We start from the raw sequence: 20,380 nt of genomic DNA on the forward strand, positions 1-20,380 counted from the left end.
GCGCATTCGTGCGTTAAATAAAGGTTCTATTCGGAGAGTAAGTCATGAAGAAGGTTGGTCTGGTCGGTTGGCGTGGCATGGTCGGTTCCGTGCTGATGCAACGTATGGTCGAAGAGGGCGATTTCGCCCACATCGATCCGGTGTATTTCTCCACTTCGGCTGCCGGTGGCAAGGCTCCGGTATTCGGCGGCAAGGAAGCCTCGTTGCCGCTGCAGGACGCATCCAACATCGATGCGCTGAAGGCATGCGAAATCATCATTACCTGCCAGGGCGGCGACTACACCAAGGAAGTCTTCCCCAAGCTGCGTGCCACCGGCTGGAGCGGTCACTGGATCGATGCCGCCTCAGCACTGCGCATGGCCGATGACGCCGTGATCATCCTCGACCCGGTCAACATGAACGTGATCAAGGACTCCCTCTCCAAGGGCGGCAAGAACTGGATCGGCGGCAACTGTACGGTTTCCCTGATGCTGATGGGCCTCGGCGGCCTGTTCCAGAATGACCTGATCGAATGGGCCACCTCGATGACCTACCAGGCCGCCTCCGGCGCCGGTGCCCAGAACATGCGCGAACTGATCGCCCAGATGGGGACTATCCACGCCTCCGTCGCCGACCTGCTGGCCGATCCGGCTTCGGCGATTCTCGATATCGACCGCAAGGTTGCCGAGACCATCCGTTCGGATGCCTTCCCGAAGAAGAACTTCCGCAACACCCCGCTCGCCGGTTCGCTGATTCCGTGGATCGACGTGCCGGTCGAGGGCGGCCAGTCCAAGGAAGAGTGGAAGGGCGGCGCCGAATGCAACAAGATCCTCGGCCGTCCGGCCTTCAAGACCGCCGGCTCGATCCCCATCGACGGCCTGTGCGTGCGTATCGGCGCCATGCGCTGCCACAGCCAGGCGCTGACCATCAAGCTGAAGAAGAACGTGCCGCTCGACGAAATCAGCGACATGCTGGCCAAGGCCAACCCGTGGGCCAAGGTTGTGCCGAACGATCGCGAGATCTCCGAGCGTGAGCTGACTCCGGCTGCCGTCACCGGCACGCTGACCGTGCCGGTCGGCCGTCTGCACAAGATGGCGATGGGTCCGGAGTACCTCGCTGCCTTCACGTGCGGCGACCAGTTGCTGTGGGGTGCTGCCGAGCCGCTGCGCCGCATGCTGCGCATCCTGCTCGACGCCTGATCGGGCTGTCGGCCAACTGAAAAAACCGGGGCTTCGACCCCGGTTTTTTATTTGTTGGGGATATGCCAAAAGGGCAAGAATGAGAAGCAGGTTTAGCTTGCATTGCTAAGTCCATGATGTTAATTTGAAAGTCCCAAATTCCACACTCAGGGTTTCGCTGTGACCGAAACTAAACACACCCAATTCAAGAAGCGGGCGGTAGCGCTGGCCGTCGCTTCGTGTCTGTCGCTTGCCCCGTGGTTCGCGGAGGCGGCGGGACTTGGCAAACTGACCGTCTTGTCCGGCCTGGGGCAGCCTTTGCGAGCGGAGCTCGACATTGGCGCGGCGAAGGATGAATTGGCCGGCATGACCGCGCGCCTCGCGCCGCAGGATGCCTTCAAGCAGGCTGGGGTCGATTTCGCCAGCGTGCTGCTGGATTTGCGCTTCTCGGTCGAAAAACGCCCGGGTGGGCAGGCGGTGGTTAAGGTGACTTCCTCCAGGCCGATCAACGAACCCTTTCTCGACATGCTGGTCGAGTTGAACTGGCCGGCCGGTCGCCTGGTCCGTGAATACACCTTCCTGCTCGATCCGCCAGAAATTGCCGCCAAACAGACCGCGCGGCCGGTGGCTGAGGCGCGCATCGTCGAAACGGTGCGCGGCGGCAGTGCGGCCGACGAGCGGCCGGCAGCTCCGGCCAAGGCTGCGCCGCGCCCGGCACCGCAACCGAAGGTGGCGGCCGAGCCGAAGGCCAAACCCGAGGTCGAGGCGGGAAATGCCCGCGTCGTCCGCCAAGGCGAAACGCTACGCAAGATCGCCGATGAAACGAAATATGATGGGGTTTCCCTCGAACAGATGCTGGTCGGATTGTTCCAGCGCAATCCCGATGCCTTCATCGGCGAAAACGTCAATCGCCTGAAGGCCGGCGCCATCCTGAACGTGCCGGAAAAGTCGGCTGTCGAATCGGTGTCTCCCGCCGAGGCCAAGAAAATTTATGTCGCCCAGACCGGCGACTGGAACAACTATCGCCAGAAACTGGCGGCCTCGACGGCTAAGGCGCCGGCCAAGGCCGACGAGGGCAGTGCCCAGTCCAGTTCAGGCAAGATCACCGCGAAAGTCGAGGAAAAGGCTGCGCCGGCCGAGCAGGCCAAGGATCAGGTCAAGGTTGCCCGCACCGATGCGGCCGCAAAGGGCGGCGCCGCAGCCAAGGCGGCTGAAACGGCGGAACAGCTGGCCAAGGAAAAGGCACTCAAGGATGCCCAGGAGCGCATGGCGGTCCTCGAGAAAAATGTCAACGAGTTGCAGAAGCTTCTGGAAATGAAGAACCAGAAGTTGGCCGAATTGCAGCAGCCGCCCAAGAAGGAAGAGCCGAAACCGGCACCCAAGCCGGTTGAGCCGCCGAAGGCCGTCGAAGCACCCAAGGCCGTCGAGCCGCCTAAGGTTGCCGAAGCACCCAAGGTTGTCGAGGAGCCGAAGCCGGTCGAGCCACCGAAGCCTGCAGAAGTGAAACCCGCCGAACCGCCCAAGGCCGAAGCACCGAAACCCGAGGAAAAGCCGAAAGCGGTTACCCCGCCGACCCCGGCTCCAGCTCCCGCTGTCGAGGAACCAGGCATCGTCGATTCGCTGATGGAAGACCCGCTGCCCTTGGCCGGTGGTGGTGTGCTGGCCCTGCTGGCCGGCTATCTGTTGTTCAAGCGCCGCCGTTCGCAAAGCGCTTCGCTGGAAACCACGGCGGCACCTATGCCGTCCAGCTTGGGACCGAATTCCGTTTTCCGCATGACCGGCGGGCAGAGCGTCGATACCGGCAACACCCCGCCGCAGACCGGCGAGTTCAGCCAGACCGGCCCCGGCACGATCGACACAGACGAGGTCGATCCGGTCGCCGAAGCCGATGTTTACATGGCCTACGGCCGCGACACCCAGGCTGAAGAAATTCTGCTCGAAGCGCTGCAGAAGGATCCGCAGCGCACCGCGATCCACGCCAAGCTGCTGGAAATCTACGCCAACCGCCGCAGCCTGAAGCAGTTTGAGACGCTGGCCAGCGAGTTGTACGCCCAGACTGCGGGCGTCGGTGCGGACTGGGAAAAAGTCGCCGCTCTCGGCGCCAGCCTCGACCCGAGCAATCCGCTCTACAACCCGTCGGGTGCGCATGCGGTTTCAGCCGCCCCGGTTGTCGAGCCTGAAGCGTCAGACGAGCAGCTGTTGCTGCCGGAGACTGCTGCGGCCGAACCGGAAGCCGTGGTCGACGCGGCGCCTGAACAAGCCGAGGCGCCGTTGCCCGATGTCGGCTTCGCCAGCACCGAGCAGGATACAGCGGTTCTGTTGGCGGAACCGGCCGAACTCTCGGCTGTCGCCGACAGCGAGCCGGTCTCTCTGGCCGATAATCTCGATGCTGCGAACGATGGCATGACCCTGGATTTTGATCTTGGCGAGAGCGCCATCGCCCCCGAGTTCAAGGAAGCGGCGCAAGCTCAGGAGCCGGCCGCCGACGAGGCGGTGGCACACATCGAAACGGATGCCCTGGATTTCGATCTGGCTGCTGAAGTGGTCGAGTCCGAAGCAGCTGTGCCGGAAATTTCGCTGGCGATCGATTCCGAAGCGGTCGAAGCCGCGGCACCTGAGGCGGGGGCCAACGATTTCGATTTGAACGTTGCTGAGGAACCTTTGCTCGATCAGGACAGTGCGACGGCCGTGGCCCCGGATTTCTCGCCGGAAGGCACGCTGGTCATGCCGTCGGCCTCGGTCAATGACGATTTCGACGTCGGTCTGGGAACCTGGGTCGGGGTCGAAGGTCAGGGCGGCTCCGTCGATACCTCGGCCAGTCCCGAGCCGTCGGCGGATGCGTCGTCGCCCTTTACGCAAACGGTGGTCAATCCACTGGCCGGCACCGACACCTTCGTCGGCGGTGCCGATCTGCTCAATTTTGATGGCGAACCGGATGAGGCGAGATTGACCAGTACCGTCGTCAATCCCGGCGTGACCGATACCGATTCGCTTGAATTCGATGTCAAGCTGACCGATTCGGTTTTCCTCGGCGAGCCGATGGCTACCCCGGATTTCGATATCAGTTCGATCAATCTCGACCTGTCCGCCGAACCGCCGGAACCCGTCGAAGAGCTACGGGAGGTGGTTGCGCCGGCTGTGGCCCCCGAACTGGCTGCAGCACCCGAGCCGGCAGTGGTGTTCGAACCGGCGGCGGAAGCCACGGCCCGCGATGCGCAATGGGAAGAGGTCAATACCAAGCTGGATCTGGCCAAGGCCTACGAGGAGATGGGCGACCTGGAAGGGGCGCGTGAACTGCTGCAGGAAGTGGTCGGCGAAGGACCGGTCGATCTGGTCGAACAAGCCAAAACGATACTTGGCCGTATCGGCGGGTAGAATTCAGGTTTGCGAATGGCAGATGGCCCCGCGAGGGGCCTTCTGCATTTTGGGAGCCAGAATTTGCATCCATCCTGCGCCTTGATCGTCTGGCTGGCCGCCGTCGTCGGTGCCCAGTTTGTCGGCTATGCCGGGCTGGCCCTGCTGGCAGGGGCAGCGCTGATGCTCGCGCCGCGCAGCGTCCATCGCTGGCTGGGCTATGTCCGCCGGGCGCGTTGGCTGTTGCTGACCCTGTGGCTGATCCTGGCCTACAACGCGCCTGGCGAAGCATGGCTGGACAGCACCTGGGCGCCGACCTACGAAGGTATGGCCGAAGCCAGCTTGCAGGCGGTCCGCCTGCTGGTCATGCTGCTCTGGCTGGCCTGGCTGTTCGCCGGTCAGGGGCGGGACGGCTTGGTCAGCGGCTTGTGGGGGCTGCTTCGCCCGTGTCGATTCTTCGGGCTCCAGGCCGATCGCCTGGTCGTTCGCCTGTCGCTGCTGCTGGATAATTTGCAAATGCCGCAGGAAAAAGGTGCCTGGCGCCATATGCTGCTGGCCCATGCGCACTTCGCCGAGGGGCCGGCCAACCTCAGTTTGCTGGTCGTCCGGTGGACACCTCGGGACAGCTTGGTGGCGTTGGGTTGTATTGTCGGATTAGTGGGGGTGTGGGTGCTGTGAGAGTGGCTTTGGGGGTTGAATACTACGGCACCGATTTTCGCGGTTGGCAGAGCCAGGCTGGCGGCGGAACGGTGCAGGATGCGCTGGAGTCCGCCCTGCGGCGGATTGCCGGCGTGCCGGTCGGGGTGCTCTGCGCCGGGCGTACTGATTCTGGGGTGCACGCCACGCAGCAGGTCGTTCATTTCGATACCGATGTCGAGCGTCCCCTCTCTGCCTGGGTGCGCGGCGTCAATTCCCATTTGCCGGACGGCGTGGCCGTGCGCTGGGCAATGCCGGTGAGCGATGAATTCCATGCCCGGTTCAGTGCCCGCGGCCGGCGTTACCGCTATCTGTTGCTCAATCGCACACAGCGGCCGGGCCTGTGGCAGGGGCGGGTAGGCTGGTTCCATCTGCCGCTCGATGTTGCCGCCATGCAGCAGGCAGCCGCCCGTCTGCTCGGCGAGCACGATTTTTCGGCTTTCCGGGCGGCCGAGTGCCAAGCCAAGTCGCCGGTCAAGCTGATGACGCAGGCGGCGGTCCGTGCCTATGGCAACATGGTGGTTTTCGATTTCGAGTCCAGCGCCTTCCTGCATCACATGGTGCGCAACTTGGTCGGCACCCTGGTCTATATCGGCAAAGGCGCCCAGCCCGTCGGCTGGGTCGACGCATTGCTCGGCATGAAGGACCGCAAACTCGCGGCCCCGACTTTTTCACCCGACGGGCTGTATTTCCGGGGGCCGGTCTATGAGCCGCAGTGGGGCTTGCCGGACCCGGCCGACGATTTTCTCGATGGGATACTGACATGAGAACCCGTATCAAGATTTGCGGCCTGACCCGCGAAGCGGATGTCGACGCGGCGGTGGCGGTGGGCGCCGATGCCATCGGCTTCGTGCTCTATCCGCCCAGTCCGCGCTATGTGACGCCGCAACGGGCAGCCGAGTTGGCCAGGCGGATTCCGCCCTTCGTCGATGTCATCGGCCTCTTTGTCAACGAGGCGCCGGCGGTGGTGCAGGCGGCCTGCGAGGCCCTGCCGATCAACCTCCTGCAGTTCCACGGTGACGAGGATGCCGCTTATTGCCGCGGCTTTTCAAGGCCTTATCTGCGGGCAGCACGGGTGAGGCCGGGCCTCCATCTGGTAGAATTCGCCCGCTCGTTTCCCGATGCCCGGGGTCTGCTGCTCGATGCCTTTGTCGAAGGCTATGGCGGCGGCGGACACGTCTTCGACTGGACGCTGATTCCGTCTGGATTGCCCGGTTATCTGGTGCTCTCCGGTGGCTTGAACGCTGACAACGTCGGCGACGCCATCCGGCGCGTGCGGCCGGTGGCAGTCGATGTGTCGTCGGGGGTGGAAATGGGCAAGGGCATCAAGGATCACGCAAAAATCGCTGCCTTCGTGGCGGCTGTACGGAAAGCCGATGAGTCAATATAACTTCCCCGACGCCAAGGGCCATTTTGGTCCCTATGGCGGTGTGTTCGTCGCCGAGACGCTGTTTGGCGCGCTCGATGAACTGAAGGCCGCCTATGTCGCCGCCCAGGCCGATCCGGCCTTCCGCGCCGAATACGAATACGAGTTGAAGCATTTCGTCGGCCGTCCGTCGCCGATCTATCACGCCAAGCGCTGGTCCGACCTGCTCGGCGGCGCGCAGATCTACCTGAAGCGGGAAGACCTGAACCACACCGGCGCCCACAAGGTGAACAACTGCATCGGCCAGGCCATGCTCGCCAAGCGCATGGGCAAGCCGCGCGTCATCGCCGAAACCGGCGCCGGCCAGCACGGCGTCGCCACCGCCACGGTCGCCGCCCGCTACGGCATGGAATGCGTGGTGTACATGGGCAGCGAGGACGTCAAGCGCCAGGCCGCCAACGTCTATCGCATGAAGCTGCTTGGCGCTACCGTCGTACCCGTCGAGTCCGGCTCGAAGACGCTGAAGGACGCGCTGAACGAAGCGATGCGCGACTGGGTCACCAACATCCACAACACCTTCTACATCATCGGTACTGTCGCCGGTCCTCACCCGTATCCGATGCTGGTGCGCGATTTCCAGAAAATCATCGGCGAGGAATGCCTCGAGCAGATGCCGGAAATGGCCGGTCGCCAGCCGGATGCGGTGATTGCCGCGGTCGGTGGCGGGTCCAACGCGATGGGCATCTTCTACCCCTACATCGACGTCGAGGGCGTCCGCCTGATCGGCGTCGAGGCCGCCGGTTCCGGTATCGAGACCGGTCTGCACGCCGCTTCGCTGACCGCCGGCGTGCCGGGCGTGCTGCACGGCAACCGGACCTATCTGTTGCAGGACGAAGACGGCCAGATCATCGAGACGCATTCGGTATCCGCCGGCCTCGACTACCCGGGCGTCGGCCCGGAACACGCCTGGCTGAAGGACATGGGCCGCGCCGAGTACCAGCCGATCACCGACGCCGAAGCGCTCGCTGCCTTCCACAACCTGTGCCGCCTGGAAGGCATCATTCCGGCACTCGAATCGAGCCACGCCCTGGCCTATGCCGCCAAGCTGGCACCGACGCTGGGCAAGGACAAGATTCTGCTGGTCAACCTCTCCGGTCGGGGTGACAAGGACATGCATACCGTGGCCGAGAAATCCGGGATCGTCTTCTGATGTCGCGCATTCAAAAAGCTTTCGAACGCCTGAATGGCGAGGGCCGCAAGGCGCTGATTCCCTTCATCACTGCCGGCGATCCCAATGCCGACCTGACCGTGCCGCTGATGCACGCCCTGGTCGAAGCCGGTGCCGACGTGATCGAGTTGGGCGTCCCGTTCTCCGATCCGATGGCCGACGGCCCGACCATCCAGCGCGCTTCCGAGCGGGCTTTGGCCCGTGGCATGACGCTGCGGAAGGTGCTGCAGCTGGTCACCACCTTCCGCACCGTCGACGACAAGACTCCGGTGGTGCTGATGGGTTACGCCAACCCGATCGAGGCCATGGGCTTGGAACGTTTTGCTGAAAAGGCCGCCCAGTCAGGTGTCGATGGCGTGCTGGTCGTCGACTACCCGCCGGAAGAGGCCGAAAATTTTGGCGCTGCAATGAAGGCGCATGGCCTGGATCCGATCTTCCTGATCGCGCCAACCTCCAGCCCGGAGCGCATTGCCCACGTGGCGACGATCGCCAGCGGCTATGTCTATTACGTCTCGCTGGCCGGGGTGACCGGTTCCGGCGCCCTGAACGTCGATGCGGTGGCCGAGAAATTGCCGGCCATTCGCGAGAAAACCGGCTTGCCGGTCGGCGTCGGTTTCGGCATTCGCGATGCCGCGACGGCGTCGCGGATCGCCGCCTTTGCCGATGCTGTCGTTGTCGGCAGCCGGATTATCGAAGAAATTGAAAAATCGACCGCAGAAACGGCTTGTGCCAACGTCAAGGCGTTGGTCGCGGATATCCGTCGCGGTGTGGATGAGGTGAAAAAATGAGCTGGCTGACCAAACTGCTGCCCCCGAAGATCAAGCGCGAGCAAGGCCCGCAGCGCCGCGGCAATCTGCCGGAAGGCCTGTGGAGCAAGTGTCCGTCCTGCGAGGCGGTGCTCTATGCGACCGACCTCGAGAACAACATGCAGGTCTGCCCCAAGTGCGGCCACCACAACCGCCTGAATTCCCGCCAGCGCCTCGACATGCTGCTCGATACGGAAGGCCGTTTCGAAATCGGCGCCGAAGTGGTGCCGGTGGACAGCCTGAAATTCAAGGATTCCAAGAAATATCCGGATCGCCTGATGGAAGCCAACGTGGCGACCGGCGAAAGCGATTCGCTGGTCGTCCTGCAGGGCGCCATCAAGACCATCCCGGTCGTTGCCGCCGCCTTCGAGTTCGATTTCATGGGCGGTTCGATGGGCTCCGTGCTCGGTGAGCGTTTCGTGCGTGGCGTGCAGAACGCCGTCGAGCAGAAGATGCCCTTCATCTGCATCACCGCTTCCGGCGGCGCCCGCATGCAGGAAGGCCTGTTCTCCCTGATGCAGATGGCCAAGACGACGGCCGCTCTGACCAAACTGTCGGAAGCCGGTCTGCCCTTCATCTCCATCCTGACCGACCCGACCATGGGCGGCGTTTCGGCTTCCTTCGCCTTCGTCGGCGACGTGGTGATTGCCGAACCCAAGGCCCTGATCGGCTTTGCCGGCCCGCGCGTGATCGAGCAGACGGTGCGCGAGAAGCTGCCGGAAGGCTTCCAGCGTTCCGAGTTCATCCTCGAAAAGGGCGCCATCGACATGATCGTCGACCGCCGCGACATGCGCGAACAGGTGGCTCGCGTCCTGGCCCTGCTGCAAAAACTGCCGGCAGCAGCTTGAGCTAGCCGTTAGGATCGAGTTGCCGAGGATCGAGTGGGCCGCCTTGGGCGGATACGCGATCGGTTTTGCTCGATCCTAGGCAACTAGGCAACTAATGACTAAAAACGACTGGCTGCACCACCTCGAAAGCCTGCACCCCAAGGGGCAGGCCGGCATCGAGCTGGGCTTGGACCGTATCCGTCGCGTCAAGAATGCCCTCGGGCAGACGCAGCACTGCCCGGTGATCATCGTCGGCGGCACCAACGGCAAGGGCTCGACCTGCGCCTATCTGGAAAACATCATCGACCGGGCCGGCTACAAGGTGGGCTGCTACACCTCGCCGCACCTGCTGGACTACAACGAGCGGGTGCGTCTGAATGGCCGGCCGGTGAGCGACGACGCCCTGTGTGCGGCCTTTGCCCGGGTCGAGGCGGCGCGGCAGACGGCCGGCGCCAACGGCGAAGCGGTCGCGCTGACCTATTTCGAATTCGGCACGCTGGCCGCCTGGGAAATCTTTGCAGAAGCCGAGGTGGAAGCGGCGATTCTCGAGGTCGGCCTGGGCGGTCGCCTGGATGCGGTGAATGCCTACGAGCCGGACGTTTCCATCGTCACCACGGTGGCGCTCGACCACACCGACTGGCTGGGTCCGGACCGCGAGTCGATCGGCTTCGAAAAGGCCGGCATTTATCGCGCCGGCAAACCGGCTTTTTGTGCCGACCCCAATCCGCCGCAACGCCTGCTCGATCATGCGGCGGCCATCGGCGCCGACCTGCGCCTGATCGGACGCGACTTCGGCTTCGAGCGCCCGGCAGCGGATAGTAACGAGAACCGGTTGCAATGGCGCTGGTGGTGTCGTTCCGGCGAGCAACTAATCAAACGAGCACTGGCTTATCCCGGCTTGCGCGGCCCCACCCAGCTGTTCAACGCCGCAGTCGTGCTGGCCGCCCTGGAGGCCATTTCCGACAAACTGCCGGTGACCATGCAGGCCATCCGTCCCGGCCTCATTGAAACCGAACTGGCGGGGCGCTTCCAGGTCGTTCCGGGCAAACCGGCCATCGTGCTGGACGTCGGACACAATCCGCAGGCGGTCAAGGTGCTGGCCGACAACCTGTCGAGCATGGGTTTCTTCGACCGCACGCTGGCCGTGGTCGGCATGTTGAGCGACAAGGATATCGCTGGGGCGCTGGCGCCGCTGAAGGGCAAGGTCGACGTCTGGCATGTCGCCACGCTGGGCGGAATGCGCGGTACGCCGGCCGAAACCCTGGCCGGGATCATCGCCGCGGCCGGTCTGGGCGGCGAGGTGGTGTGCCACCCGTCACCCTGCGAGGCGATGCAGGCGGCCAAGGGGCAAGCCTCTGAAAGTGATAGAATCTTGGCCTTTGGTTCTTTCTACACGGTAGCCGGTGCACTCGAGGCGCTCGGCAAAAAAGCCTGATCATGGACGACAACGACGCTCAGTTGCCCCTCAAGAAACGCGCCCGCCGCCGTCTGGTCGGGGCGATTTTCTTCGTCTCGGTGGTCGCCGTGGTCTTGCCGATGGTGATGGATCACGAGCCGCGCCAGGCCGTTCAGGACGTCGAGATTCGCATTCCCGGGCAGGACGAGAAACCCTTCGCGCCCAAGTTCGCCGCTGCGCCGGTCGACAAGGCGCCCGAAAAGGCGATTGAGAAACCGGTCGCTGTCCCTTCGGACAAGCCGTTGCCCGCCGCAACCCCCGCGCCTGAAGCCAAGCCGACCGCACGCGTGCTGGAGGTGGTGAAGGACAGCAAGCCGGCAGACAAACCGGCAGACAAACCGGCCGACAAGCCGAGCGAAAAACCGGCCCCGAAACCGGAAAAAGCGCCAGAAAAGACAACTGAGAAGCCGGCCGCCAAGGCGCCGGAAAAGCCGGCTGACAAGCCCAAGGACGATGCCAAGCGCGCCGCCGCCATCCTGGCCGGCCAGGCGGCCGACGCCAAGAGTACCGACAGCAAGCCGGCCGCCAAGGCGGGCGAATACCTGGTGCTGATCGGTGCATTCTCCAACGAAGCCAATGTCAAAACCCTGAAGGCCAAGCTGTCCGAGCAGGGCATCAAGACTTTCAGCGAGCCGCTGGATACACCGCAGGGCAAAAAGACCCGGGTGCGGGCCGGTCCATTCCCGAATCGCGAAGCGGCCGAGAAGGCGCTGGAAAAGATGCAGCGCATCGGCGTTTCCGGAGTCGTCGCGGCCAAGTCATGACCGGATTCGACTACGCTGCCCTCGGCATCGTCGGCGTCTCCTTGGTCTTTGGTTTGTGGCGGGGCGTGGTTGGCGAGATCATCGCGCTAGTGGCCTGGATTCTGGCCATCTTCGCAGCGGTCGAGTTCGGTTCGCGGATTGGAACCTCCGTGTTCGCCGGCTTGTCTGATCCGGCGCTACGGACGGTGGCGGGGTGTGTGGCGATTTTTGTGGGAGTGCTGGTCGTGATGGCGCTGTTCAGGATGCTGGTCAGGAGCATGGTCAAGGCCCTGGGGCTGTCCATCTCCGATCGCATTCTCGGCATGCTCTTCGGTCTGGTGCGTGGCGTGCTGGTGTGCATGGTGCTGGTCGGTCTCGGCGGCATGACATCGGCGCCGACTCAACCCTGGTGGCGGCAGGCAACGCTGTCGGCACCTCTGGAAACAGCCGTACTGGCGACCAGGTCCTGGTTGCCGGACGATTTGGCAAAACGAATTCGATTTACCTAGGCAGGAAAAAATATGTGCGGGATTCTCGGTGTAATGGCGACAACGCCGGTCAACCAGCTGCTTTACGATGGTCTGATGGTGCTCCAGCACCGCGGCCAGGATGCGGCGGGTATTGCAACGGCGGAAGGGAACACCTTCCACTTGCACAAGGGGCCGGGCCTGGTGCGCGACGTTTTCCGCACCCGCAACATGCGCGCCCTGCCGGGTAACTGGGGCATCGGCCACGTCCGCTACCCGACTGCCGGTTCGGCCTACAACTTTGCCGAGGCGCAGCCCTTCTACGTCAATTCGCCGTTCGGCATCGTGCTCGGCCACAACGGCAACCTGACCAATGCCGAACAGCTGAAGGAAGAGATGTTCCGGATGGATCGCCGGCACATCAATACCAATTCCGACTCGGAAGTCCTGCTCAACGTGCTGGCGCACGAGCTGCAGTCGGCGGCGCACGGCTATGAACTCGACGTAGACAGTATCTTCCAGGCCGTAGCCGGCGTGCATCGTCGCTGCCGCGGCGCCTACGCCGTGGTCGTGCTAATCGCCGGCTATGGCCTGCTCGCCTTCCGCGATCCGCATGGCATCCGCCCGCTGGTCTATGGCCAGAACGAAACGCCGGAAGGCATGGAATACCTGGTGTCCTCCGAATCGGTCGCCCTCGACACCCTGGGCTTCCAGGTGGTGCGCGACATCGAGCCGGGCGAAGCGATCTTCGTCGATCTCAATCACCAGTTGCATGCCCGCCAGTGCGCGCAGCAGCCGATGTACGCCCCGTGCATCTTCGAATATGTGTATCTGGCCCGCCCGGACACCGTGATCGACGGCGTGTCCGTTTACGAAGCCCGTCTGGCCATGGGCGAACTGCTGGCCGAGAAGGTCAAGAAGCACATCCCGGTCGAGGAAATCGACGTCGTCATCCCGATTCCGGACTCCAGCCGCCCCTCCGCCATGCAACTAGCGCAGGCGCTTGGTATCCCGTTCCGCGAAGGCTTCGTCAAGAACCGCTACGTCGGCCGTACCTTCATCATGCCCGGCCAGGCCATGCGCAAGAAGTCGGTGCGCCAGAAGCTGAACACCGTCGGCCAGGAGTTCAAGGGCAAGCGCGTGCTTCTGGTCGATGACTCCATCGTGCGCGGCACGACCAGCCACGAAATCGTCGAGATGGCGCGGGCCGCCGGCGCGGTCAAGGTCTATTTCGCCTCGGCCGCTCCCCCGGTGCGTTTCCCGAACGTGTACGGCATCGACATGCCGACCCGTTCCGAACTGATCGCCACCGGCCGTACCGATGCCCAGATCGCCGCCGAGATCGGCGCCGACGCGCTGGTCTATCAAGATATCGAGGCGCTGAAGCAGTCGATCACCAACCTGCGTTCCGACCTGACGGTGTTCGACGCCTCCTGCTTCGACGGCTGCTACATCACCGGTGACATCGACAGCTACTACCTCGATGCCGTCGAAGGCAAGCGCGGCGGCAAGCCGGCCAAGAGCGACGACGACGGCGACAGCCGTTCTTCCGAGCAGATGGTGCTCGGCCTGGCGAATGGCGGGCAGGAATAATGGCCAAGTTTGACGCTGCCTCGGGGTATCGCCCGGAAACGCTGTCCGTGCGGGCCGGCCAGGAGCGTAGCCAGTTCGGCGAGCACGCCGAGGCGCTGTACCTGACCTCCAGCTTCGTCTTCCAGAGCGCCGCGCAGGCCGCCAAGCGCTTCTCCGGCGAGGAGGAGGGCAATGTCTACGCTCGCTTCTCCAACCCGACTGTCACCATGTTCGAGGAGCGCCTGGCCGCCCTCGAAGGTGCCGAAGACTGCGTGGCGACGGCCAGCGGCATGGCCGCCATCATGGCGGCGGTGCTGGCGCACCTCAAGCAGGGCGATCACATCGTCGCCTCGAACAGCCTGTTCGGCGCCACGGTGCAGTTGTTCAACAACATCCTGTCGCGCACCGGCATCACGACGACCTTCGTGTCGCACACCGATTCGGCCGCCTGGGAAGCGGCGATTCGTCCGGAAACAAAGCTGTTCTTCCTGGAAACGCCGTCCAACCCGCTGACCGAAATCGCCGACATCCGCACCCTGGCCGCCATCGCGCACGCCAAGGGCATCCTGGTCGCGGTGGATAACTGCTTCTGCACGCCCATCCTGCAAAAGCCGCTGGAAATGGGTGCCGACTTGGTCATCCATTCGGCGACCAAGTACATCGACGGCCAGGGTCGCGTCCTCGGCGGTGCCGTGTGCGGTCCGAAGAAGCTGACCGAGGAAGTCTTCAAATACCTGCGTACGGCTGGTCCGACCCTGTCGGCCTTCAATGCCTGGGTGCTGCTCAAGGGGCTGGAAACCCTCAAGCTGCGCGTCGAGGCGCAAGCTGCCAACGCCGCGCAGCTGGCCGCCTGGCTGGAGGCGCATCCGAAAGTGGCGCGTGTTTTCTACCCCGGCCTGCCGTCGCATCCGCAGCACGAACTGGCCAAGGCGCAGCAAAAGAACGGAGGCGGCATCGTCTCCTTCGAGGTCAAGGGCGGGCGCGACCAGGCGTGGACCGTCGTCGATCATTGCCAGCTGCTGTCCATCACCGCCAACCTCGGCGATACCAAGACCACCATCACCCATCCCGCCTCCACCACGCATGGCCGTATCAGCCCGGAAGCCCGGGCGGCTGCCGGCATCAACGAAGGCCTGCTGCGCATCGCAGTCGGCCTCGAAGCGGTGGAAGACCTGCAGGCCGACCTCGAGCGCGGCTTCTCTCTGATCTGATTCATGCGCGGCGCCCGGCTCCGGCCGGGCGCTTCGCTTTGGAGTTCCCCATGCATTTTTCCGACCTCGGCCTGAAGGCCGAAATCCAGCGCGCCGTCGCCGAACAAGGCTACGACACGCCGACGCCCATCCAGCAACAGGCGATACCGGCCGTGCTGGCCGGCCACGACCTGATGGCCACGGCGCAGACCGGCACCGGCAAGACGGCCGGCTTCACGCTGCCTATCCTGCACCGCCTGGCTTCCGGGTCGAGCGACCGCCTGACCCGCGTCGCCCGCACGCCGCGCGTATTGGTCCTGACGCCGACGCGCGAGCTGGCCATCCAGGTCGAGGAAAGCGTGCGCACCTATGGCAAGCACCTGCCGATCAACTCGCTGGCCGTTTTCGGCGGCGTCGGCATCAATCCGCAGATCGCTAACCTGCGCCGCGGCGTCGATATCCTGGTCGCCACGCCGGGCCGCCTGCTCGATCACGTCCAGCAGCGCACCGTCGATCTCGGCAGCATCGAGATTTTCGTTCTCGACGAAGCCGACCGCATGCTCGACATGGGCTTCATCCGCGATATCCGCAAGGTCATCGCGCTGCTGCCCAAGGAACGCCAGAACCTGATGTTCTCGGCCACCTTCTCGCCGGAAATCCGCGAGCTGGCCGCCGGCCTGCTGCACAACCCGGTGTCGGTCGACGTCGCGCCGCGCAACACGGCGGCAGAGACGGTGACGCAGAAGGTCATCGAAACCGATCGCGAAAAGAAGAAGGAACTGCTCTGCCACCTGTTTGCCACGCGTGGCTGGCACCAGGTGCTGGTCTTCGCCCGTACCAAGCACGGTGCCGACGCGTTGGCCCGGACGCTGGAAAAATCCGGCATCAAGTCGGCGGCGATCCATGGTGACAAGTCACAGGGCGCCCGCACCCGCGCCCTGAGCGAATTCAAGGACGGCAAGCTGGTGGCCCTGGTCGCCACCGACATCGCGGCGCGCGGCATCGACATCGACGCGCTGCCCTATGTCATCAACTACGAACTGCCCAACGTGCCGGAAGACTACGTGCACCGTATCGGCCGCACCGGGCGTGCCGGCATGGAAGGCGAGGCGATTTCGCTGGTCTGTCACGATGAGCGGGCACAGCTGAAGGATATCGAGAAGCTGATTAAGCGCAGCCTGGAGCGCGTGGCAATCGAAGGCTTCGAGCAGTCGGCCGTCGCTACGCCGCGCCCGCCGCAGCCGCCACGCGGTCAGCGCAAGCCGCAGCACGGGACGGCACAGCCGAAAACCCAGGCCCAGAAAGCCGGCAAGGGTTCCGGCCGGCCGGCGCAGCATCACAACGGCAACCGCCACCGCTGATTTGCAGTTGTTTACGCTGGCGCTTTGAGCGGCGGGCTTGTCGCCACCTCCAAAAACGTCTACTGTGGAAAGTATTTCATTAACTTCATATCGTTAGTGAACATTCTTAAGGCGTTTTGGAGGTCGGGATGCCCCCCCCGCAAAAAATCCGGCTTGGCGACCTGCTGATCCAGCAAGGTCTGCTGACTGATGAACAACTGAAAATCGCGCTCGACGAGCAAAAGCGTACCGGGCGCAAGCTGGGGCGCGTCTTTGTCGAAAGCGGCTACGTCACCGAGGCCGGCATCTCGCAGGCGCTGGCCCGGCAGTTACAGATTCCCTTCATCGACCTCAAGAGCTTCACGCCCAAGCCGGAGCTGATCAAGCTGCTGCCCGAGGCGCCGGCCCGCCGTTTTCGCGCCCTGGTTCTCGCACAACTGCCGGATGGTCGGCTGCAGATCGGGATGTCCGATCCGACCGATCTCCAGGCCTACGACGAGATTACCCGCCTGGTCCGCCGCGAGATCGACCTCGCTGTGGTCACCGAGAGCGAATTGCTGGCCATGGTCGACCGCGTCTACCATCGCGGCGAGCAGATCACCGGCCTGGCCAAGGAACTGACTGCCGAACTGGGCGACGTGCCGATCGAATTCGGCGACCTGCTTGGCCTCAACCCGGGCGCTGAGGACGCGCCGGTCGTCAAGCTGCTGCAGACGGTGTTCGAGGAAGCGATGCGCCTGCGCGCCTCCGACATCCACTTCGAGCCGCAGGAAAAATCGCTGCGCATCCGTTTCCGGATCGACGGCGTGCTGCACATCCAGACCGAAGCCGACGCCAAGGTGTCATCGGCCGTCGCGCTGCGCCTGAAACTGATGTCCGGCCTCGATATTTCCGAAAAGCGCCTGCCCCAGGACGGCCGTTTCCACATCAAGGTGCGGGCCAATCCGGTCGATGTGCGTATCTCGACCCTGCCGACGCAGTACGGCGAATCGGTGGTGATGCGGCTGCTCGCCCAGAACACCGGCCTGCTCGAACTCGAGAAAATCGGCATGCCGGAACGCGTGCTCGGCCGCCTGCGCCATGCGCTGAAACGGCCGAGCGGCATGGTCCTAGTCACCGGCCCGACCGGCTCCGGCAAGACGACCACGCTTTACGCCGCGCTGAACGAACTGAACAGCCCAGAAAAGAAGGTCATCACCGTCGAGGATCCGGTCGAATACCGGCTCGGCGGCCTCAACCAGGTACAGGTGCACGAAAAAATCGACCTGTCGTTCTCGCGCGTGCTGCGCACCGTGCTGCGCCAGGATCCGGATATCGTGCTGATCGGCGAAATGCGCGATCAGGAAACCGCCGAAATCGGCATGCGCGCCGCCATGACCGGCCACCTCGTACTGTCCACTCTGCACACCAACGATGCCGTGTCGACGCCGATCCGCCTGCTCGATATGGGCGTGCCGCGCTACATGGTCGCGCTGTCGGTGCATATGGTCATCGCCCAGCGCCTGGTCCGCGTCATTTGCAGCAACTGTCGCGAGTCCTACACGCCGACGCCGAACGAACATGAGTGGCTGCGCTACGAGCTGGCCGACCAGGTCGATAGCCACAGCTTCCATCATGGCCGTGGCTGTGCGCATTGCGCCAATACCGGCTACCAGGGGCGGACCGGGGTCTACGAGTTTCTCGACATGAGCGACAAGGTGGTCGAAGCGCTCAACCATGACGATCCGGGTGAGTTCATGCGCGCTGCCCGCCAGCAGATGGCCGGCGAAACGCTGCGCCGCGACGCGGTTCGCCTGGTGCTGGAAGGGCGGACGTCGGTGGCCGAAGCGATGCGCATCAGCAACCAGTTCGAGGAATAAGGCGGCGTGGCCAATTTCGCCTACAAGGGACGGGATGCCGGCGGCAAGCTGGTCGAAGGCGTGCTGGAAGGCGCGTCGTCGGGCAATGTCGCCGATCTGCTGCTCGGCCGGGGGGTGACGCCGGTTTCCATTCAGGAGACTTCCGCCAAGGCGGCGACGGGGGGCGATGGGGGAGGGCTGAACCTGTTCAAGCCCAAGGTCCAGCATGTCGACATCCTGCTCTTCTCGCGGCAGATTCACACCTTGCTCAAGTCCGGCGTGCCGATCATGCGCGCCTTGGCCGGCTTGCAGGAATCGGCAACCAATCCGTCGATGAAGGAAGTCATCCGCGACGTGCGCGAGAGCCTGGAGGCCGGCCGCGAACTGTCGGTGTCGCTGGCCCGCCATCCCAAGGTGTTCAACCCCTTCTACATCTCGATGGTACGGGTCGGCGAGGCAACCGGCCTGCTCGACGAAATCTTCCTGCGCCTGTTCGACCACATGGAGTTCGAGCGCTTCATGCGCGAACAGGTCAAATCGGCCCTGCGTTATCCGATGTTCGTCGTGTTGGCCATGGCGGTCGCCATCGTGGTCGTCAATATTTTCGTCATCCCAGCTTTCGCCAAGGTGTTCCAAGGGTTCGGCGCCGAGTTGCCGCTGATGACTCGCGTGCTGCTCGGCTTTTCCAATTTCATGGTGAACTGGTGGCCGATCATGTTGGTGGGTTTGATCACCGCCATTGTCGGCTTCCGCGCCTGGGTCGGCACGCCGGGCGGGCGCATGCAATGGGAAGCGATCGCCCTGCGTTTTCCGATTGCCGGCAAGATCGTGCGCAAGGCGGCCATGGCCCGCTTCGCGCGCAGTTTTGCTCTCGGCATGCGTAGCGGCGTGCCGGTCATGCAGGCGCTGACCAACTCGTCGCAGACGGTGGACAACAGCTACATCGCTGCCAAGATCGAGGGAATGCGCGACACGGTGGAACGCGGTGAGAGCGTGGTTCGGGCGGCCATCGCCTCCGGTTTCTTCTCTCCTGTCGTGTTGCAGATGATCGCCGTCGGCGAAGAGTCAGGCGCGCTCGACGACATGCTGGAAGAGGTCGGCCAGATGTACCAGCGCGAGGTCGAATACGAACTGAAGACGCTAGGCCAGCAGATCGAGCCCATCCTGATCGTCTGTCTGGGGGCTTTGGTGCTGGTTCTGGCGTTGGGCATCTTCCTGCCGATGTGGGATCTCGGCAAGGTCGCGATCAAGCGATGAGCGACGATGCGGCGCTATTACGAATTCGCCATCGTCGTCACCCTGATCGGCGCCCTGGCACTCCTGTTATTGGGTGCGCTGGATTCGGTTCGCGACGACATGGAAGAAGCCATTGTGCAATCCGAAGCGGCCAACCTGAGGCTTGGTCTGGTCGAGGTGCTGACGCATCGTGCGGCGTTTGGCGGCAATTTGCCGCAAAGCAACAACCCGGTGGATTGGGTGGCCAGCAAGCCGACCAATTATCTGGGCGAATTCGATACCGTACCGGACGCCCGGTCGGCCTGGTATTTCGACCGGCAGACCGGCGAATTGGTGTACTGCTTTCACAGTGGCAATCGCGCCCGGTTTCGCCTGGGCCGTGGAGGGAAGGATGTTGACGGAAGGATTGTTATTTCTGGTATTTCCTTGCAGCGTCTGGATAAGCGGCATGAATAAATCTTGAGATGGGGGCCGTATATGTCTAAAGTACTAAAATTCACAGTCGTTAATGAATGCATGGATATGAAATTGAACCTTCGGCCGGTTTCGCAGCGTGGTTTTACCTTGATCGAACTGATCGTGGTCATCATCATTCTCGGCCTGCTCGCTTCGATTGCCCTGCCGCGCTTCGTCAATCTGCAGCGCGATGCGCGCATCGCCAAACTGCAGGCAGCGCGAGGCAGTGTTGGCGCAGCTGCGGCGCTGGCTCATGCCACGGTTCTGGCGCGTAACGGCGTGGCGGATGTGGCCGGGTCGTGTGCCGGTGGTGGTACTGCCTCGAACGCTACCGGAGCGACCGGTACGCTGTGTACCGAAAATGGCCTCGTGAATCTGGCTTTTGGCTATCCGGAAGCAACGGCCATCGGTACGCCCGGGATACTGTCCATGGCTGGCCTGACCGGTGTTTTCAACCCGACGGCAGCCAACTTGCAGGACGAGGGCTACACCTATTCTGTAGCCGGTGGTGTTGCTACGTTCGGGATTGTCGGGGCCACAACCCCGGTGACCTGCAACTTCACCTATACCCAATCCACTGCGGCCAACACGGCGGCAACGGTCAATGCCGTGACCACCACCGGATGCTGATTTTTAATTTGAGGAGTC

General features: G+C 63.5%; 18 protein-coding genes. All 18 read left to right on the forward strand.

Features of this window, described 5'->3' with window-relative positions:
* Positions 1-44 precede the first annotated feature (44 nt).
* The 18 genes from asd (at position 45) to LZ012_RS07110 (ending at position 20,362) form a co-directional block, all read left to right on the forward strand.
* Positions 45-1,178: an aspartate-semialdehyde dehydrogenase gene (gene asd, locus LZ012_RS07025; protein ID WP_275709008.1), complete on the forward strand. Its 1,134-nt coding sequence runs from the start codon at positions 45-47 to the stop codon at positions 1,176-1,178.
* A 159-nt stretch (positions 1,179-1,337) separates the two neighbouring features.
* Positions 1,338-4,532: a motility hub landmark protein FimV gene (locus tag LZ012_RS07030; RefSeq protein ID WP_275709009.1), complete on the forward strand. Its 3,195-nt coding sequence runs from the start codon at positions 1,338-1,340 to the stop codon at positions 4,530-4,532.
* Positions 4,533-4,595: 63 nt separating this feature from the next.
* Positions 4,596-5,189 (forward strand): hypothetical protein, encoded by a 594-nt coding sequence (locus LZ012_RS07035; RefSeq protein ID WP_275709010.1) that lies wholly within the window; start codon positions 4,596-4,598, stop codon positions 5,187-5,189.
* Positions 5,186-5,974, forward strand: a complete 789-nt coding sequence (gene truA / locus LZ012_RS07040) for a tRNA pseudouridine(38-40) synthase TruA (protein ID WP_275709645.1) — start codon at positions 5,186-5,188, stop codon at positions 5,972-5,974. The genes LZ012_RS07035 and truA overlap by 4 nt, the downstream gene beginning before the upstream one ends.
* Positions 5,971-6,597, forward strand: a complete 627-nt coding sequence (locus LZ012_RS07045) for a phosphoribosylanthranilate isomerase (protein WP_275709012.1) — start codon at positions 5,971-5,973, stop codon at positions 6,595-6,597. Before truA ends, LZ012_RS07045 begins: the two co-directional genes overlap by 4 nt.
* Positions 6,584-7,783, forward strand: coding sequence for a tryptophan synthase subunit beta (gene trpB, locus LZ012_RS07050; protein ID WP_275709014.1), 1,200 nt, complete (start codon positions 6,584-6,586; stop codon positions 7,781-7,783). Before LZ012_RS07045 ends, trpB begins: the two co-directional genes overlap by 14 nt.
* Entirely contained in the window at positions 7,783-8,589 is an 807-nt protein-coding gene (gene trpA, locus LZ012_RS07055) for a tryptophan synthase subunit alpha (protein WP_275709016.1), read from the forward strand. Before trpB ends, trpA begins: the two co-directional genes overlap by 1 nt.
* Complete coding sequence (gene accD, locus LZ012_RS07060) at positions 8,586-9,455, forward strand: acetyl-CoA carboxylase, carboxyltransferase subunit beta (protein ID WP_275709017.1); 870 nt, start codon at positions 8,586-8,588, stop codon at positions 9,453-9,455. Before trpA ends, accD begins: the two co-directional genes overlap by 4 nt.
* A gap of 94 nt (positions 9,456-9,549) precedes the next feature.
* The gene (gene folC, locus LZ012_RS07065) at positions 9,550-10,869 is read left to right on the forward strand and encodes a bifunctional tetrahydrofolate synthase/dihydrofolate synthase (protein ID WP_275709019.1); all 1,320 of its coding nucleotides are present in this window, start codon (positions 9,550-9,552) and stop codon (positions 10,867-10,869) included.
* Positions 10,870-10,871: 2 nt separating this feature from the next.
* The gene (locus LZ012_RS07070; RefSeq protein WP_275709020.1) at positions 10,872-11,654 is read left to right on the forward strand and encodes an SPOR domain-containing protein; all 783 of its coding nucleotides are present in this window, start codon (positions 10,872-10,874) and stop codon (positions 11,652-11,654) included.
* Positions 11,651-12,142 (forward strand): CvpA family protein, encoded by a 492-nt coding sequence (locus tag LZ012_RS07075; protein ID WP_275709021.1) that lies wholly within the window; start codon positions 11,651-11,653, stop codon positions 12,140-12,142. Before LZ012_RS07070 ends, LZ012_RS07075 begins: the two co-directional genes overlap by 4 nt.
* A gap of 12 nt (positions 12,143-12,154) precedes the next feature.
* Positions 12,155-13,693, forward strand: a complete 1,539-nt coding sequence (gene purF / locus LZ012_RS07080) for an amidophosphoribosyltransferase (RefSeq protein ID WP_275709022.1) — start codon at positions 12,155-12,157, stop codon at positions 13,691-13,693.
* On the forward strand, positions 13,693-14,883 hold the full coding sequence (locus LZ012_RS07085; RefSeq protein ID WP_275709023.1) for an O-succinylhomoserine sulfhydrylase: 1,191 nt from the start codon (positions 13,693-13,695) through the stop codon (positions 14,881-14,883). Before purF ends, LZ012_RS07085 begins: the two co-directional genes overlap by 1 nt.
* Positions 14,884-14,933: 50 nt before the next feature.
* Entirely contained in the window at positions 14,934-16,223 is a 1,290-nt protein-coding gene (locus LZ012_RS07090; RefSeq protein ID WP_275709024.1) for a DEAD/DEAH box helicase, read from the forward strand.
* Positions 16,224-16,351: 128 nt separating this feature from the next.
* On the forward strand, positions 16,352-18,061 hold the full coding sequence (locus tag LZ012_RS07095) for a GspE/PulE family protein (RefSeq protein WP_275709025.1): 1,710 nt from the start codon (positions 16,352-16,354) through the stop codon (positions 18,059-18,061).
* A gap of 6 nt (positions 18,062-18,067) precedes the next feature.
* Positions 18,068-19,297, forward strand: a complete 1,230-nt coding sequence (locus tag LZ012_RS07100; RefSeq protein ID WP_275709026.1) for a type II secretion system F family protein — start codon at positions 18,068-18,070, stop codon at positions 19,295-19,297.
* A 6-nt stretch (positions 19,298-19,303) separates the two neighbouring features.
* Positions 19,304-19,732, forward strand: coding sequence for a hypothetical protein (locus LZ012_RS07105; protein WP_275709027.1), 429 nt, complete (start codon positions 19,304-19,306; stop codon positions 19,730-19,732).
* 21 nt (positions 19,733-19,753) lie between these two features.
* On the forward strand, positions 19,754-20,362 hold the full coding sequence (locus LZ012_RS07110) for a prepilin-type N-terminal cleavage/methylation domain-containing protein (protein WP_275709028.1): 609 nt from the start codon (positions 19,754-19,756) through the stop codon (positions 20,360-20,362).
* Positions 20,363-20,380: the final 18 nt, after the last annotated feature.

It is taken from the genome of Dechloromonas hankyongensis (assembly GCF_022012295.1).
GTDB lineage: Bacteria > Pseudomonadota > Gammaproteobacteria > Burkholderiales > Rhodocyclaceae > Azonexus > Azonexus hankyongensis.

Coding starts and splice junctions, on each gene's coding strand:
- asd (WP_275709008.1), top strand. CDS start 45: ATGAAGAAGGTTGGTCTGGTCGGTTGGCGTGGCATGGTCGGTTCCGTG.
- LZ012_RS07045 (WP_275709012.1), top strand. CDS start 5,971: ATGAGAACCCGTATCAAGATTTGCGGCCTGACCCGCGAAGCGGATGTC.
- trpB (WP_275709014.1), top strand. CDS start 6,584: ATGAGTCAATATAACTTCCCCGACGCCAAGGGCCATTTTGGTCCCTAT.
- trpA (WP_275709016.1), top strand. CDS start 7,783: ATGTCGCGCATTCAAAAAGCTTTCGAACGCCTGAATGGCGAGGGCCGC.
- accD (WP_275709017.1), top strand. CDS start 8,586: ATGAGCTGGCTGACCAAACTGCTGCCCCCGAAGATCAAGCGCGAGCAA.
- folC (WP_275709019.1), top strand. CDS start 9,550: ATGACTAAAAACGACTGGCTGCACCACCTCGAAAGCCTGCACCCCAAG.
- LZ012_RS07070 (WP_275709020.1), top strand. CDS start 10,872: ATGGACGACAACGACGCTCAGTTGCCCCTCAAGAAACGCGCCCGCCGC.
- LZ012_RS07075 (WP_275709021.1), top strand. CDS start 11,651: ATGACCGGATTCGACTACGCTGCCCTCGGCATCGTCGGCGTCTCCTTG.
- purF (WP_275709022.1), top strand. CDS start 12,155: ATGTGCGGGATTCTCGGTGTAATGGCGACAACGCCGGTCAACCAGCTG.
- LZ012_RS07085 (WP_275709023.1), top strand. CDS start 13,693: ATGGCCAAGTTTGACGCTGCCTCGGGGTATCGCCCGGAAACGCTGTCC.
- LZ012_RS07090 (WP_275709024.1), top strand. CDS start 14,934: ATGCATTTTTCCGACCTCGGCCTGAAGGCCGAAATCCAGCGCGCCGTC.
- LZ012_RS07095 (WP_275709025.1), top strand. CDS start 16,352: ATGCCCCCCCCGCAAAAAATCCGGCTTGGCGACCTGCTGATCCAGCAA.
- LZ012_RS07105 (WP_275709027.1), top strand. CDS start 19,304: ATGCGGCGCTATTACGAATTCGCCATCGTCGTCACCCTGATCGGCGCC.
- LZ012_RS07110 (WP_275709028.1), top strand. CDS start 19,754: ATGTCTAAAGTACTAAAATTCACAGTCGTTAATGAATGCATGGATATG.